The sequence below is a fragment of the Streptomyces justiciae genome (assembly GCF_015163075.1).
In the GTDB taxonomy this organism is placed as follows: Bacteria; Actinomycetota; Actinomycetes; order Streptomycetales; family Streptomycetaceae; genus Streptomyces; species Streptomyces justiciae.
This window is the reverse complement of sequence record NZ_JADDXU010000004.1, coordinates 485,225-501,566: the sequence shown is the minus strand read 5'-3', so window position 1 is coordinate 501,566 and position 16,342 is coordinate 485,225. Positions and strand designations below refer to the sequence as shown.

Annotated in this window: 12 protein-coding genes; 10 read left to right on the top strand and 2 right to left on the bottom strand. The window is 70.5% G+C overall.

The window, feature by feature from the left end:
* The first annotated feature begins 26 nt into the window (after positions 1-26).
* Entirely contained in the window at positions 27-1,190 is a 1,164-nt protein-coding gene (locus tag IQ210_RS14690; RefSeq protein ID WP_194079423.1) for a cytochrome P450 family protein, read from the top strand.
* Positions 1,191-1,357: 167 nt separating this feature from the next.
* On the opposite strand, the gene IQ210_RS14685 is transcribed toward IQ210_RS14690, so the two are convergent.
* Positions 1,358-2,443, bottom strand: coding sequence for a sensor histidine kinase (locus IQ210_RS14685; protein ID WP_194079422.1), 1,086 nt, complete (start codon positions 2,441-2,443; stop codon positions 1,358-1,360).
* 157 nt (positions 2,444-2,600) lie between these two features.
* Here IQ210_RS14685 and IQ210_RS14680 point away from each other — a divergent pair, with 157 nt between their 5' ends.
* The gene (locus IQ210_RS14680; protein WP_194079421.1) at positions 2,601-3,761 is read left to right on the top strand and encodes a lipid II:glycine glycyltransferase FemX; all 1,161 of its coding nucleotides are present in this window, start codon (positions 2,601-2,603) and stop codon (positions 3,759-3,761) included.
* 76 nt (positions 3,762-3,837) lie between these two features.
* Here the strand turns inward: IQ210_RS14680 and IQ210_RS14675 are convergent, their stop codons facing one another.
* The gene (locus IQ210_RS14675; protein ID WP_194079420.1) at positions 3,838-5,181 is read right to left on the bottom strand and encodes a UDP-N-acetylmuramoyl-tripeptide--D-alanyl-D-alanine ligase; all 1,344 of its coding nucleotides are present in this window, start codon (positions 5,179-5,181) and stop codon (positions 3,838-3,840) included.
* 127 nt (positions 5,182-5,308) lie between these two features.
* Here IQ210_RS14675 and IQ210_RS14670 point away from each other — a divergent pair, with 127 nt between their 5' ends.
* The 8 genes from IQ210_RS14670 to IQ210_RS14635 all read left to right on the top strand — a co-directional run bounded on the left by IQ210_RS14670 (position 5,309) and on the right by IQ210_RS14635 (position 16,329).
* Entirely contained in the window at positions 5,309-6,298 is a 990-nt protein-coding gene (locus IQ210_RS14670) for a D-isomer specific 2-hydroxyacid dehydrogenase family protein (protein ID WP_194079419.1), read from the top strand.
* A complete protein-coding gene (vanA-Sc, locus tag IQ210_RS14665; RefSeq protein WP_194079418.1) occupies positions 6,291-7,331 on the top strand; it encodes a D-alanine--(R)-lactate ligase VanA-Sc in 1,041 nt (346 codons plus the stop codon). Before IQ210_RS14670 ends, vanA-Sc begins: the two co-directional genes overlap by 8 nt.
* Positions 7,332-7,345: 14 nt before the next feature.
* On the top strand, positions 7,346-7,954 hold the full coding sequence (gene vanX, locus IQ210_RS14660; protein WP_194079557.1) for a D-Ala-D-Ala dipeptidase VanX: 609 nt from the start codon (positions 7,346-7,348) through the stop codon (positions 7,952-7,954).
* Between the two features lie 161 nt (positions 7,955-8,115).
* Positions 8,116-9,516 carry a C4-dicarboxylate transporter DctA gene (gene dctA / locus IQ210_RS14655; RefSeq protein WP_194079417.1) on the top strand — a complete coding sequence of 467 codons (1,401 nt, stop codon included), beginning with the start codon at positions 8,116-8,118 and terminating at the stop codon, positions 9,514-9,516.
* Positions 9,516-10,688 (top strand): glycerate kinase, encoded by a 1,173-nt coding sequence (locus IQ210_RS14650; RefSeq protein ID WP_194079416.1) that lies wholly within the window; start codon positions 9,516-9,518, stop codon positions 10,686-10,688. Before dctA ends, IQ210_RS14650 begins: the two co-directional genes overlap by 1 nt.
* Positions 10,689-10,712: 24 nt before the next feature.
* Positions 10,713-11,612, top strand: coding sequence for a LysR family transcriptional regulator (locus IQ210_RS14645; RefSeq protein ID WP_194079415.1), 900 nt, complete (start codon positions 10,713-10,715; stop codon positions 11,610-11,612).
* Between the two features lie 115 nt (positions 11,613-11,727).
* Positions 11,728-12,807: a tartrate dehydrogenase gene (locus IQ210_RS14640; protein ID WP_194079414.1), complete on the top strand. Its 1,080-nt coding sequence runs from the start codon at positions 11,728-11,730 to the stop codon at positions 12,805-12,807.
* A gap of 240 nt (positions 12,808-13,047) precedes the next feature.
* The gene (locus IQ210_RS14635) at positions 13,048-16,329 is read left to right on the top strand and encodes a family 78 glycoside hydrolase catalytic domain (RefSeq protein WP_194079413.1); all 3,282 of its coding nucleotides are present in this window, start codon (positions 13,048-13,050) and stop codon (positions 16,327-16,329) included.
* Positions 16,330-16,342 lie beyond the last annotated feature (13 nt).

Here is a 16,342-nt window from a genome sequence, read left to right as displayed (position 1 = left end):
GCTACCACGCCGAACGGAAGGTGTCCGTGTCCGTCCCGACGCTTGAGGACCTCTCCCCCACCGGCCATGACTTCGCGGCCGATCCGTACCCCGTCTACTCGGCCCTGCGCGACAAAGGCCCGGTGCACCGCGTCCGCGTACCTGGCAGTGGTGAGGCGTGGCTGGTCGTGAGCCGGGACGCCGCCCGTGCCGCGCTCACCGATCCGCGGCTGCGCAACGACATCCGGCACTCCGCGTCCTGGCGGAGCGACGGCGGCCACGCCCTCGGGCGGAACATGCTGCAGAGCGACCCGCCCCAGCACACCCGGCTCCGCCGCCTGGTCGCCGGGCACTTCACCCCGCAGCGCGTCGCCGGACTGCGGCCGCGGATCGAGGAGATCGCCGAGGAGCTGATCGCCGTACTCCCGCGACGGGGCACGGCGGACCTGGTCGCCCGCTACGCGCTGCCGTTGCCGGTCACCGTCATCTGTGACCTGCTGGCGGTCCCGGCCGAGGAGCGCACCGCCTTCCACGCCTGGTCTAACGAGCTTGTGATGCCCACCTCGCAGGAAACCGCGACCGAGGCAGCGACCGCATTGACCGCCTGCCTGACCGAGCTGACCGGCCGCGAGGACACCCTGCTCGGCCATCTCGCCCACGGGCCCGATGCGCCCGACAGCGAGGAACTCCTCGGCATGGCCTTCCTGCTCCTCGTCGCCGGGCACGAGACAACGGTCAACCTGATCTCGGCCGTCGTCCACAACCTGCTCACCCATCCCGGGCAGCTCCAACTCCTGCGCAGCGCACCCGACTTGACCGACGCCGCCGTCGAGGAGACGCTGCGCCACACCGCACCGGTGCACACCACCGCGTTCCGGTTCGCCGCCGAGCCTCTGGATCTCGCCGGAACCCCGATCGCCGCAGGCGACGCCGTCCTGGTCTCGCTCGCCGCGGCCTCCCGCGACCCCCTGCACTTCCCCGATCCCGACCGCTTCGACATCACCCGCCGCCCCCAGGGCCATCTCGGCTTCGGCCACGGCCTGCACCACTGCCTCGGCGCCCCGCTGGCCCGGCTGGAGGCTTCTGTCGCCGTACGCCTGCTCCTGCGCCACCACCCCGCACTCGCCCTCGCGACCGATCCGGCGGAACTCACTTGGCGCACGAGCACCCTGGTGCGCGGGTTGGCCGCACTTCCGGTGCGGCTGGGCTGAACGACCGAGCGTTCGGCGGCGCGCCGAAGATCTCGAAAGCGAGGATCTGGATGCGACGGGCCGGTCTTTGCCTGATGTCCCGAAAGGCACCGCGGTACATGCCGTCGTCCAGGCCGGTCCACGGTGACTCCGGCACTTCCATCGCCGACACCGGTGCGGATCAGAATTCATCCTCCCGGCGCCGCCGGCAGTTCCACCGTGATGCGCAGCCCGCCGCCCGGCCGTGGCGTGAGCGTGAGGGTTCCGGCGTGTGCCTCGGTGATGGTCTTGACGATGGCCAGACCCAGGCCGACGCCTGCCTGGTCGGTGTGGATGCGCTCGGTGCCGCGTTGGAAGGGCTCGGTGAACGTCGCGACCAGGTCAGGGGTGAGCTGCTCGCCGGTGTTCTCGACGGTGAGGACCGCGGTGTGGGGGCGGACGGCGGTGTGGACCCGGACGGTGCCCCGTTCCGGGAGGTTGTGGACGATCGCGTTGTGCACGAGGTTCGTGGCGAGTTGCAGCAGGAGCGCGGGGGAACCGCTCGTCAGGGCGATGTCGCCGCTGGTCTCGAGGGTGACGCCGTGCTTCTCCGCGAACGGGTGGAGTGTTTCGGTTGCTTCCTCCGCGACGAGGGACAGGTCGACCCGTTCTCGGGCGAAGGACCGTTGGTTGGCGCGGCTGAGCAACAGTAGGGCCTCGGTGAGGTCGATGGCCCGGGTGTTGACGGTGTGCAGGCGGTCGACGAGTTCGCCGGTGTCGTGGTTCGGGTCGGCGCGGGCGACGTCGATGAGTGTCTTCGAGATCGCCAGCGGGGTGCGCAGTTCGTGCGAGGCGTTGGCGGCGAATCTCCGCTGTTCCGCGACGTGTGCCTCGAGCTGCGCGAGCATCATGTCGAAGGCGTCGGCGAGTTCACGGAACTCGTCCCTGCGGCCGGGCATCCGGATCCGGTGGGACAGCGATCCGGCCGCGGCCGTACGGGTGGCGTGGGTGATCCGGTCCAGGGGCGCCAGCATGCGTCCGGCGAGAACCCATCCTCCCAGGAGGCCGAACACCAACAGGAAGACCACGACCGCGCCCGCCGTCGGGGCGAACCCGCGCACGAACATGGTCCCGGGAGTCACCCTCACGGCCCCCGCCTCATTGGTCTGCAACCACCCCTGTCGCAGCAGGAACACCCCCACGGCGACAAGCAGCAGGGCACCCGCGAGCAGGAGGAACCCGGCATAGCTGAGGGTGAGCTTGAGGCGGACGCTCAACCCGGGCGGCCTGCCCACGCTCACCACCCCCCTGTCTGGTGACGCCTGCCGGCGCCCGGAGCGGTGGCGGCGAGCATGGAGACACACATACGTCGAGGCTATGAGGCGACGCATATCGTCCGCGTATCGAGAACTGCATACGCGCGAGCAACACCCCGCCGCCTTGGCTGGTCGCATGTCCTCCAGCGCACCAGTACGAGCAGCAGAAGCAGGAAACCCGGTCGTCAGGCCGATCAGCGCCGCCGATCACCTGGCGTTCGTACGGGCCCAGCGGTCGGTCAGCTTTCTGCAGACCCCGGCATGGGGCCGCGTCAAGACCGAGTGGCGCAGCGAGTCCCTCGGCTGGTTCGAAGGCCGCCGCCTGGTCGGTGCCGGGCTCGTACTGCACCGACCCGTGCCACGGCTCGACCGGTTCACGCTGGCGTATCTGCCCGAGGGCCCGGTCATCGACTGGAGCGGCGACATCGGTGCGTGGCTCGATCCGCTGGCGGCGTATCTCAAGGAGCGCGGCGCGTTCGCGATCCGGCTCGGCCCGCCGGTGGTCACCGACGCCTGGAGCGCCGCCCAGGTCAAGGAGGGCATCGCCGACCCGGGCATCCGGCGGCTGACCGACCTGCCAGGACAGTGGGGCGACCCGGTCGGCGCGCGCGTGGGCGGCAGACTCAAGGACGCGGGGTGGCTGCCGCAGAACCCGGAGGACGGGTTCGGGGTCGGGCATCCGCAGTTCAAGTACCAGGTCCCGCTCGCGGGAAAGACCGAGGACGAGCTGCTCAGGGGCATGAGCCAGCAGTGGCGCCGCAACATCAAGAAGGCGGCCAGGGAGGGCGTCGAGGTCACGGTCGGCACCGGGGGCGCGGCAGACCTCAAGGCCTTTCACGACCTCTACGTCCACACTGCCGAGCGCGACCACTTCACACCCCGGCCGCTGCGCTACTTCGAGACCATGTTCGCGGCGCTGAGCGCCGAGGCCCCCGAGCGCATTACGCTCTACCTCGCCCACCACCAGGGCGACTTGGTCGCCGCCACCGTCCTGGTCCGCGTCGGAACGCACGCGGTGTACGCGTACGGCGCGTCCGCCACCGACAAGCGCGAGGTGCGTGGCTCCAACGCCTGCCAGTGGGCGATGATCCGCGACGCGCTCGCGGCCGGCTGCGAGGTCTACGACCTGCGCGGCATCACCCCGACCCTCGACGCCGACGACCCGCACGTCGGCCTGGTCCGGTTCAAGGTCGGCACCGGTGGCCAGGCAGTGCGGTACGTCGGCGAGTGGGACCTGCCGCTGCGGCCGATGGTCTACCGGGCCTTCGACCTCTACATGAGGCGCCGCGGGCGCTGAACCAGAGTGCGGCTGCGACTTCTTCAAGGCAGGCGCCGCGGGCGCTGAACTCGACCAACCTGGCTGGGGAGTACAACTAGGCCAACGCGGCCGCGACTTCGTCGAGGCGGGCCCCGCGCGACGCCTTGACCAGGACCACATCGCCCGCGGTGAGGAGCCCGCGCAGCCAGGCGACGGCCGCGTCCTTGCCGGCGAGGACCACCGCCCGCTCCCCCGCGCCGACGGCGATCGGCCGGGCAGCCTCGCCCACGACGGCCACCACGTCGGCCCGCGCGGCGGCGTACGCCCCGACGGCGCGGTGCTCGGCCTCGCTGTCGTCGCCGAGTTCGAGCATGGCGCCGAGCACGGCGATACGGCGCCCGCCCTCGACCGCCGCCAACGCGTCCAGGGCGGCGCGGGTCGAGTCGGGGTTGGCGTTGTAGGAGTCGTTGAGCAGCAACGCCCCGCAGGCGAGGTCGCGCGGTTCCAGCCGCCAGGGTGACAGCGAGGCGGTGGCCAGGGCCGCCGTGGCCAGGTCGAGGGGAACTCCGGCGGCCAGTGCCGCCGCCGCGGCAGCCGACGCGTTGAGTGCCTGGTGGGCGCCTACGACCGGCAGCGTCACGTGGGCCGAGGCACCACCGGTGCGCAGCGTGAACGACGGCCGGCCGAGCCGGTCGAGGGCCAGGTCGAGTGCTCGTACGTCGGCGTGGGCCGCCCGGCCGAAGGTCAGCACCGGAGCGTCGGTGAGCGCACGCATCGCGACCACCCGAGGGTCGTCGGCGTTGAGGACGGCGGTCCCGCCGGGCGCGAGCCCCTGCACCAGTTCGCCCTTGGTCCTGGCGATGGCGGCGCGCGACCCGAACTCGCCGATGTGGGCCACTCCGACGTTGAGGACCACGGCGACGTCGGGCGCGACCAGGCCGGTGAGCTCGGCGATGTCACCGACATGGCGCGCTCCCATCTCCAGGACGAGGAACCGGGTGGCTGGGCCGGCGCGCAGCATGGTGAGCGGCACACCGAGTTCGTTGTTGAGCGAGCCGACCGTGGCGACCGTCGGCCCCGCTGCCGAGAACACGGCCGCCAGCAGGTCCTTCGTGCCGGTCTTGCCCTGCGAGCCCGTCACCGCGACGACGGTCAGCCGGTCGCGCAGCCGGGCCACGACCTCGGCGGCGAGCAGTTGCAGCGCGCTCCGGACGTCGCCGACGACGACGGTGGGCAGCGGCGTGGGCCGCGAGCCGAGCACGGCCACCGCACCGGCCCGCCCGGCCTGTTCGGCGAAGTCGTGGCCGTCGGCACGCTCGCCGGCGAAGGCGACGAAGAGGCCGCCCGGCTCGGCCTGCCGGCTGTCGAGCACGGCAGGCGCGGTCACGGTCACGGAGCCGTCACCCTCGGCCTTTCCTCCGACGATTTCGGCGATGTCGCCGAGGGTGAACGGGATCACTCCGACTCCCCGGACATCAGGCGTGGTGTTTTGCAAGTCATGCCTCCAGTCAAAGGAGTTGGACGTATCGCGGGCATATCGAAATCCCCATACGTTCCGGCAACAGCAGCCTGTCTTGACTGACGGCATGACCCACAGCGAAACGACCCGCATCACCATGTACGGGTGCGGCCCGGACGAAGCTGTTCTGTTCCGCGAGTTGGCGCCCGGTCTCGGTGTGCAGCCGGCCCTCACCACCGAGCCGGTGTCCGAGGCAAATACCGAACTGGCCTCCGGCAGCCGGTGCATCAGTGTCGGCCACAAAACGCCCGTCACGCATGCCGCATTGCGTGCGCTCGATCGAGCCGGCGTGCGGTACATATCCACGCGGAGCGTCGGCTGCAACCACATCGACGTGGAATACGCGGCCGGCCTCGGCATCCTCGTCGAGAACGTCTCCTACTCACCGGACAGCGTGGCCGACTACACGCTGATGCTCCTGCTGATGGCGCTGCGGGACGCGAAATCCATCGTCCGCCGCACAGACGTGCACGACTACCGACTGAGCGATGTGCGCGGCAGGGAGTTGCGCGATCTGACGGTCGGAGTGATCGGGACGGGCCGTATCGGCGCCGCCGTCATGGACCGGTTGCGGGGTTTCGGCTGCCGCATTCTGGCCCATGACAACCGTCCCGTGAACCGCCCCGGTTCCGGCGTCGAATACGTTCCGCTCGACCAATTGCTGCGGCGAAGCGACGTGGTCACGCTGCATGCCCCGCTCACCACGGCCACACATCATCTGCTGAATCGGCAGCGCCTGGCGCAGATGAAGGACGACGCGCTGATCGTCAACACCGGACGTGGTGCGCTCATCGACACGGAAGCCCTCGTTCAGGAGCTGGAGATCGGCAGGCTGGGCGGCGTGGCGCTGGATGTCGTCGAGGGCGAGGAAGGCGTCTTCTACTCCGACTGTCGGGACAAACCCCTGGAAAGCAAAGCGCTGTTGCGGCTGCAGGAGCTGCCGAACGCCGTCATCAGTCCGCACACCGCCTATTACACGGACCGCGCCCTGCGTGACGCCGTGGAGAACTCCCTCACCAACTGTCTGACATTCGAAAGCAGGATCCAGCATGGCTAGGCTGAACGTCGGCGTCGTATTCGGGGGCCGTTCCGAGGAACACCCCATCTCCGTCAAGTCCGCTCGCGAGGTGGCCCGCCACCTCGATCCCGAGAAATACGAACCCTTCTATGTCGGGATCACGAAGAGCGGCGCCTGGAGGCTCTGCGACGGGCCCGACGCGGAATGGGAGAACGCCGACTGCCGCCCCGTCGTGCTGTCTCCGGACAGCGACGTGCACGGACTGCTCACGCTGGAGCAGGGGCGTTACGGAACGATCCGGCTGGACGTCGTACTGCCCGTGCTGCACGGCACGCTCGGCGAGGACGGTGCGATGCAGGGCCTGCTGGAACTCTCCGGCATCCCCTACATCGGCTGCGACGTCCAGAGTTCCGCCCTGTGCATGGACAAATCCCTTGCCTATCTCGTCGCCAGAAGCGCGGGAATCGCCACACCCAACTTCTGGACCGTCACGGCCGACGACACCATCGACCCCGCCGAACTCACCTATCCGGTCTTCGTGAAGCCGGCCCGATCGGGATCGTCCTTCGGCGTCACCAAGGTGTCCCGGGCGGAGGAACTTCCCAGCGCGGTGGAATCGGCACGGCAGTACGACGCGAAGGTACTGATCGAAGAGGCCGTCGTCGGCAGCGAGATCGGCTGCGCCATCCTCGGCACCGGGTCGGAGCTCATGGCGGGCGAGGTGGACCGGATCGCGCTCTCGCACGGATTCTTCAGGATCCATCAGGAAGAGACCCCGGAGACCGGTTCCGACAACTCCACGGCGATCGTGCCCGCCGACATTCCGGAGGAGTCGCGGCTGCGCGTCCAGGAAGCGGCCAAGGCCGTGTACCGCGCCCTGGGATGCGGTGGTCTGGCACGGGTGGACATGTTCCTCAAGGAGGACGGAGAAATTGTCCTCAACGAGGTCAACACCTTCCCCGGGATGACCTCCTACAGCCGCTATCCGAGGATGATGGCGGCCGCCGGTCTGCCCCTGTCCGAGGTGATCGACCGCACGATCTCCCTCGCCCTGACGGGGAAGATCCGATGAAGCCGATCGAGTCGATGAGGGACGACTTCGTCTTCGTGGACGACGTGACCTCCGGAATACGCTGGGACGCCAAGTACGCCACCTGGGACAACTTCACCGGGAAACCGGTGGACGGCTACCTCGTCAATCGAGTCGTCGGCACTACGGCTCTCTGCGCGGCCCTGAAGAAGGCGCAGGAGAAGGCCGCATCGCTGGGATTCGGTCTGCTGCTCTGGGACGGCTATCGCCCGCAGCACGCGGTCGACTGCTTTCTGCGCTGGTCGCGGCAGCCGGAGGACGGCCGGACGAAGCATCGGCACTATCCGCGTATCGGCAGGGCCGAGATGTTCGAGAAGGGCTATGTGGCCACCAGGTCGGGCCACAGCCGGGGCAGCACCGTCGACCTCACGCTCTACGACCTGGCCTCGGGTGAACTCGTTCCCATGGGCGGCGACCACGATCTGATGGACCCCATTTCGCACCACGGCGCAGAAGGGATCAAGCCCGTCGAAGCGCGGAACCGCGGGCACCTGCGTTCCCTTATGGAGAGCTGCGGTTTCAAGGCGTACGAGCGCGAATGGTGGCACTACACGCTCGACGACGAACCCTACCCGGACACCTATTTCGATTTCCCTGTCGCCTAGGAGGTCGGCCCGGTCCCGCGACGGGGGCGCAGATCGATAGGCCACGCCTATACGGGGCATCGATTTTTGGTCGTGGACCCCCGCGCCGGGCCCGGGTTCACTGTGGCCCAAAGCTGGCGCGGACCGATCGGGCTCGGTGGCGCGCGATCAGGGAGGCTGCAATGACGCAAACCCCGGGCAACGGACGAGCCGAACAGGCCGCGCGTATCGCGGCGAAGCCGTGGTACCGGCAGTTGTACGTCCAGGTGCTGGTGGCGATCGTGATCGGCATCGTTCTGGGCTGGCAGTGGCCGGATCTGGCCACCGACATGGAGCCGATCGGCACGACGTTCATCACCGCGATGAAGATGCTGATCGGACCGATCGTCTTCCTGACGATCATCGGCGGCATCGCCGGCGTCGCGGACCTGAAGAAGGTCGGCCGCACCGGGATCAAGGCGCTGACCTACTTCCAGGTCGGCACGATCGTGGCCCTCCTGACCGGCCTGGTGGCGATCAACGTCTTCCGGCTCGGCGACGGCGTGCACGCCGATCCGTCGACGCTACGGACCACGGGCGACGCGAGCCAGTACGTCGAACAGGGCGAACACCAGCACTGGTGGGAGTTCCTCACCAGCATCGTGCCGGACAGTTTCTTCGGCCCGTTCGTCGAGGGGAAGATCCTCCAAGTGATCTTCCTGGCCGTCGTCTTCGGCATCGCGATCAAGCTGGTGGGCAGGACGGGCGAGCCGATCATCGCGGCCGTGGGACGCCTGACCGAGGTCGTCTTCAAAGTCCTGTCCTTCGTGATGAAGGCGGCACCGCTGGGCGCCTTCGGCGCGATGTCGTACGCCATCGGCAAGTTCGGCCTGTCCACGCTCACCAGCCTCGGCTCGCTGATCCTCCTCTTCTACGTCACCTCGGCCCTGTTCGTCGTCGTCGTGCTCGGCGGTGTGCTCGCCCTGTACGTGCGGCTGAACATCTTCCAGCTCTTCCGCTACTTCAAGGAGGAGTTCTGGCTGATCCTCGGCACCTCGACCGCCGAGCCCGCACTGCCCGGGCTGATGCGCAAGCTCCAGTTCATGGGCGCCGAGCGGCCCACGGTGGGACTCGTCGTGCCGACCGGCTACAGCTTCAACCTCGACGGCGCGGCGATCTATCTGTCGCTGGCCACCCTCTACATCGCCCAGGCCACCGACACCTCCCTCTCCCTCGGCCAGCAACTCGGCCTCCTGGCCGTCATGTTGCTGACCTCCAAGGGCGCGGCAGGCGTCGCGGGCGGCGGGTTCATCGCGCTCACCGCCACGCTGTCGACGGTCGGTTCCGTGCCCGCGGCGGGCATCATGCTCATCTTCGGCATCGACAAGTTCATGTCGGAGTGCCGGGCGCTGGTGAACTTCTTCGGCAACGCCGTCGCCACGCTGTTCGTCGCCAAGTGGGAGAACGGTCTGGACCTGGAGCGGGCCCGGGCGGTGCTGGCCGGCAAGGCGGGGGAAGCGCCGCCGGCCGTCGAGCCCCAGCCCGAGGTCGTACTCGACAAGCAGCGCCCGGCCGCCGTGCATCCCGCCGAGGTGACCTCCTGATGCCCTCCGTCCTGATCGCTCCGGACAAGTTCAAGGGCTCGCTCACCGCCGACGCCGTGGCCCGCGCCGTGGCGGACGGACTGCTCGCCGCCGCCCCGCACACCCGCGTGACCACGCTCGCCCTCGCCGACGGCGGGGAGGGCAGCGTGGCCGCCGCCTGCACGGGCCGTTTCCGCGCCGAAGAGGTCGTCGTGACCGGCCCGACCGGGGAGCCGGTCACGGCCACGGTCGCGGTCGACGGCCGTACCGTCCTCGTCGAAGCCGCCGCCGTCTGCGGCCTCGGCGTACTGCCGGGCGGGCGTCCGGCACCGCTGACGGCCACCAGCCGCGGCATCGGGCAAGCGCTGCATCACGCGCTGGCCGGCGGGGCCGACACCATCGTCCTCGCACTCGGCGGTGTCGCCACCACCGACGGCGGCGCAGGCCTGTTGCAGTCCCTGGGTGCCGTCCTCGCCCGCGCGGACGGCACCCCCATCGGCCCCGGCGGCCACGGACTGGCCGACCTCCACACCGTCGACCTCACCGAGGCCCGCGCCGCGCTCGCGGGCGTCGACCTGGTCCTCGCCACCGACGTGGACAACCCCCTCCTCGGAGCGCACGGCACCGCCGCCGTCTACGGCCCTCAGAAGGGGGCGACCCCCGACGACGTACGCGCGTTGGACGCGGCGCTGACAGGGTTCGTACGACGGCTGGAGGCGGCCGGCGTCCCGGACGCCGCCGCCCTCGCCCGTACCGCCGGAGCCGGGGCGGCCGGCGGGCTCGGATACGCCGGGATGCTGCTGGGCGGCCGCCTCCGCTCCGGAGCCGACTACTTCCTGACCCTCCTCGGCGCCGACGAGCTGCTCGCGGACGCCGACCTCGTGGTCACCGGGGAAGGCAGCCTCGACGAGCAGTCCCTGTCGGGCAAGCTGCCGGTCGCGCTGGCGAGGCGTGCCCGGCGCCAGGGCGTTCCCGTGCACGCCGTCGCGGGCCGGTGCACCCTGACCCCCGAGCAGACCGCCGCCAACTTCCGCTCCGTCCAGGCCCTCACCGACCTCACCGACCAGGACTGCGCCACCGACAGCGCGCTGTCCGCGCGATTGCTCACGCGGTACGGCCGCGCGCTCGCCGAGCGCTGGATCGACGGGTGCGGGGAGGAGGCCGCTCCGGCGGCTAGGTTGACCCTGACCTAGGACGATTCGAGCGGCGGAGGCACCGTGGACGCGCGCCAGCTGGAGTACTTCCTGGCCATCGTGGAGCACGGCGGCTTCAGTAAGGCCGCCGCCGCGCTCCACGTGGCCCAGCCGTCGCTGTCGCAGGCCATGGCGAACCTGGAGGCCGACCTCGGCGTCGCCCTCTTCCACCGGGTGGGCCGAGGCGTCGTCCTCAGCGAGGCCGGCACCGAACTGCTGGAACCCAGCCGCCGCGTCCTGCGCGACCTGGCCGCCGTCCGCGACACCGCCGCCGCGCTCGCCGGACTGCACGGCGGCACGGTGGAGGTCGCCACCATGCCCTCGCCCGGCATCGAACCGCTCACCACCCTCGTCCACCGCTTCGCCGAGCTGCACCCGTCCGTGACGGTCAGCACGCAGGCCGCGTTCACCCCCGACGAGGTCGTCTCACTGGTCCGCAGCGGGGCCTGCGAGCTGGGTCTGCTGGGCTCCGCGAGCCCCGTCAACCCGACCGGGATCGACGTCCTGCACGTCGAGGACCAGCCTTTCGTGGTCGTCGCCGCGCCCGGCGGGGCCATCGAGGACGACGTACCGATCCGGCCCGAGGACCTGGCCGGGCAGAAACTCATCGCCTCGCGCACGGGCAGCCTGATGCGCACCATCGTCGACGACATCACGGCGGGCGGCACCGGCACGGAGATCGTGACCATCGTCGACCACCGCACCTCGATCCTGCCGCTCGTCCTCACGGGCGTGGGCGTCGCCGTGCTGCCCTCCTCCTGGACCCGTCTGGCACGCAGGTGCGGAGCCGTGGTGGCGCCCATCGAACCGAGCGCACACCTGCATGTGGCGATGGTCAGCCTGCCCGCGCATCTGACGCCGGCCGCGCGGGCGTTCCTGACCCTCACCAGGTCGCTGGCGCAACGGCGGGTCCGCGGCAGCTGACGCACAACCGATCGGCGCCGCCTATACGTCGTATCGAATCCACGTCTTGGACGTGCCACCAGGGCGCTGTGTTGACTCGGAGCAACCCCGAAACACAGTCAGCCGGAGGCACTTCATGACCACCGCACCCCGCACGTTCCGCATCGCCGCCATCCCCGCCGACGGCGTCGGCAAGGAGGTCGTCGCCGCAGGGCGCGCCGTCCTCGACGCCCTGGCCGAGAACTCCGGCGGGGCCTTCGCCTTCGACTGGCAGGAGTTCCCCTGGGGCTGCGAGTACTACGAGCGCACCGGCACGATGATGGACGAGGACGGACTCGACCAGCTCAAGGACTTCGACGCCATCTACTTCGGCGCCGTCGGCTGGCCCACCGTCCCCGACCACATCAGCCTGTGGGGCCTGCGCCTGAGGATCTGCCAGAACTTCGACCAGTGGGCCAACGTCCGCCCCGTGCACTTCCTGCCCGGCGTCACCAGCCCGCTGCGCAAGGCCGACGACACCGACCTCGACTGGGTGGTCGTCCGCGAGAACAGCGAGGGCGAGTACGCGGGCCTCGGCGGCCGCAACCTCGGCGGCCGTGGCCCCGGCGGTGAAGTCGCCGTCCAGTCCGCCCTGTTCACCGAGGTGGGCTGCGAACGCATCATGCGGTTCGCGTTCGACCTGGCCCGCACCAGGGCGCACAAGAAGGTCTCCTCCGTGACCAAGAGCAACGCCCAGCAGTACGGCATGGTCCTGTGGGACGACGTCTTCAAGCGCGTCGCCGCCGACTACCCGGACGTCGAGACCGAGAGCGTCCTCGTCGACGCGATGTCCGCGAAGTTCGTGCTGAAGCCGGAGGACCTCTCCGTCGTCGTCGCCTCCAACCTCAACGCCGACATCCTCTCCGACCTCGGCAGCGCCCTCGCCGGCAGCCTGGGGCTCGCCGCCAGCGCCAACCTCAACCCCGAGCGCCGCTTCCCGAGCATGTTCGAGCCCGTCCACGGCTCCGCCCCGGACATCGCGGGGCAGGGCCTGGCCAACCCGATCGGCGCGATCGGCAGCGCCGCGCTGATGCTGGAGCACTTCGGCCTCCCGGACCAGGCGGCCCGCCTCCACAAGGCCATCGAGGCCACGACGGCCGCCGGCATCCTCACCCGCGACGTGGGCGGCACGGCCTCCACGGAGGACGTCACCAAGGCGCTGATCGACGCTCTGTGAGCCGCCGGCGCTAGGGAGTTGGCGACCTGTGCACCGCCGAGGTCTCCACGGGTCGCCTCCCGAATCACTCGTGTCTCACCCCTTGTTGGGGCGGATGGGCCTGCATAGCATGCTCCGGCAAGACGCGGTTTGAATCGATTCAAACGTCGGTTGCCAACGCCGCTTCGAGCATCTGTTGGGCACCACCGCACACCAAGCACGGTCCGCTGTCCGGGGCGACACATCGAGCGAGGAACGCGTATGAGCCAGAGCTTGGACCGAAGACTCTTCCTCAAGAGCACGACAGCCGGCGTGGGCGTCGGATCCGCCGCGCTCTCGGCCGGGCCGGCGGCGGCAGCCGAGCCACCGGCGCGGAGCCCCGAGAGCACCCCCACCGGAGGCCTCCGCATCGAGCGCACGACCGTCGAGTACGCCGAACAACTCCTCGGCACCGACGTCGAACGCCCCCGCCTCAGCTGGGAGTTGTCCGCGCCGGGGAGCGGCGCCCGGCAGAGCGCGTACCAGGTCCAGGTGGCCCTCGAACCCCACAAGTTCGCGACCGGACCCGTCTGGGACTCGGGAAGGGTGACGTCCGACCAGAGCGTGGGTGTCCCCTACGGCGGACCCGCGCTGGACGCGCGTACTCGCTACCACTGGCGGGTCCGGGTCTGGGACGACGCCGGGCGGCCGTCCTCGTGGAGCCCGGTCCGCTGGTGGGAGACAACGTTGTCGGGTGCCGACTGGCGGGCCCGCTGGATCGGCGCCGACCCGGCCCCACAGCCTCCCTCCCTCTCCTCCGCCTCCTGGATCTGGTCGCCGGGCGCCACGTCCTCCGACGCCCCCGAGGGACCGTGCTGGTTCCGGGCGGCGCTGCCCCTGTCCGGGGGCGCACGGGTGCGACGGGCCACCGTGGTCGCCACCGCCGACGACGACTTCACGCTCCATCTCGACGGCGGGCAGGTGCTGGAGGCCCCGGAGCAGCAGGACGGCTGGCGCACCGGGCACCTGGCCGACGTCACCGGGGCCGCGGAGACGGCCCGTGCCGCGGGCCGCCCGCTGGTGCTCGCCGCCCGCGCCACCAACCGTCCCGGCGCCTCCGTGAACCCCGGCGGCCTGCTGGTCCGCCTGACGGTCGACACGGAGGACGGCGGTACGCACGAACTGGTCACCGGCCCCGGCTGGCGCGTCACCGTGACCGAGCCCCAAGAGGGCTGGCAGCGACCGGAGTTCGACGACACGCCCTGGGCCGAGGCCGCCGTGCTCGCCCCGTACGGGCAGGGCCCCTGGGGCAGCGGAGTGAGCGTCGCCGTGCCGGAGCAGCCCGCGCCGCTCCTGCGCCGCGCCTTCACCGTGCGCAAACGGATCTCCCGGGCCCGCCTCCACATCAGCGGACTCGCCTACTACGAGGCCGAGATCAACGGCCGCAGGGTCGGCCGGCAGGTCCTCGACCCCGGCTTCACGGACTACGACGAGACCGTGCTGTACGCCGTCCATGACGTGACGGAGTTGCTGCGGCGCGGTGAGAACGCCATCGGCGTCACCCTCGGCCGCGGCTTCTTCGGCATGACCACCCCCAACGTCTGGAACTGGCACCGCCCGCCGTGGCACGGCGAACCCCGGCTGCTGGCCCAGCTGGAGATCGACCACCCCGACGGCTCCCGTACGACCGTCGCCTCGGACGGCGAGTGGCGGATCACCGACGGGCCGACCCTGTCCAACTCCCTCTACGCGGGCGAGACTTACGACGCCCGCCGGGCCCCGCACGGCTGGACTCGCCCCGGCTTCGACGACAGCGCCTGGCGGGCAGCGGGCGAACAGCAGGCTCCCCGGGGCACGCTCAAGGCACAGCCGCACGATCCGATCGAGGTCATCGAGACCGTACGGCCGACCGCGATCTCCGAACTCCGCCCCGGTGTCTACGTGGTGGACATGGGCCGCACCATGGCGGGCTGGACCCGCCTCACGGTCCGCGACGCCGAGGCGGGCACACTCGTGCGTCTGGTGCACGGCGAGAAGCTCAAGGACGACGGGAGTGTGCACGCCGAGACCGGACACGTCCCGGGACGTTTCCAGACCGACGAATACGTGTGCGCGGGCGGCGGCGCGGAGGAGACCTGGGAGCCGAAGTTCTCGTACAAGGGCTTCCGTTACGTGGAGGTCCACGGCCTGCCCGCGCGGCCGAGCCCGGAGCAGGTGCTGGGGCGCCTGGTGCACACCCGGGTCGATGAGGTCAGCTCCTTCACCTGCTCCGAGCCGTTCTACGAGTGGCTGGACGGTGCCATGCGCCGCACGGTCCTCAACAATCTGCACGGCATCCCGACCGACACCCCCATGTACGAGAAGAACGGCTGGACCGGCGACGCCCAGCTCGGCACTCCGGTCATGGCGTACGCCTTCGGGGCGCACCGCTTCCTGTCCAAGTGGCTGGGCGATCTCGCCGACAGCCAGACCGGCGAGGGACAGTTGCCGGTGATCGTGCCCAGCGGCGGCTGGGGGTACGGGGAGTTGGGCCCCTCCCCCGAGTGGACGACCGTCTACCCGTTCGTCGTACGCGAGATGTACCGGGCGTACGGGGACGAGCGCGTCGCCCGCGAGCACTGGGCGACCCTGATCCGTTACCTGGACTGGGAGTTGGCAAGGCTGCGGGACGGGCTGGCGGTCACGGCGCTGGGCGACTATCTGCCGCCCGGCTACGGCGGCAATCCTCCGGAGGACACCCGGCTGACCGCCACCGCGTATCTGCGCCGGGCGCTGCTGCACACCGCCGAGCTGGGTGAACTGCTGGGCGAGGACGAGGTGGTGAGCCGCTACCGGGAGGCCGCCGAGCGGCTCAAGACCGCTTTCAACGAGGCGTTCCTGAGCCCGGAGGGGCACTACCGCACCGCGCAGGACCCCGACTACCGGCAGACCTCGAACGCGATCCCGCTGGCCTTCGACCTGGTCCCGGCCGGTGCTCGGGCCTCCGTACTGGACAGCCTGGTCGCGGACATCGAGGCGCGCGGCAACCATCTGAACACCGGCTGTCTGGGCACGAGTGTGCTGCTGAAGGTGCTGTGCGCCCACGGCCGCCCGGACGTGGCCCACGCCGTCGCGACCCAGCGCACCTATCCGGGCTGGGGGTACTGGCAGGACAACGGCGCCGACACCATGTGGGAAATGTGGCCGCTGGACTCCCGCTCCCGCGACCACTACTTCCAGGGCACGGTCGCGCAGTGGGTGTACGAGAACGTGGCGGGACTGCGCCCCGGGGACGCCGGCTACCGCACCTTCTCCGTCCGCCCCGACGCCCGTACGGGAGTCGACTGGGCCCGCACGTCGATCCGTACCGTGCGGGGCGAGGCCGCCGTGTCCTGGTCGCGTCTCGACCGGGAGCTGCGGCTGTCGGTGCGGGTGCCGGTCGGAGCCACGGCGGAGGTGCATGTGCCCGCCCGGACACCTGCCCAGGCGACCGCGCCGAAGGGGGCGGAGTTCCTGCGCAGCGATCCCGAGTTCGCCGTGTTCCGTGTCGGGCACGGCACCTGGGCCTTCACCGGCCAGGCGTGACCTGGACGGCGCC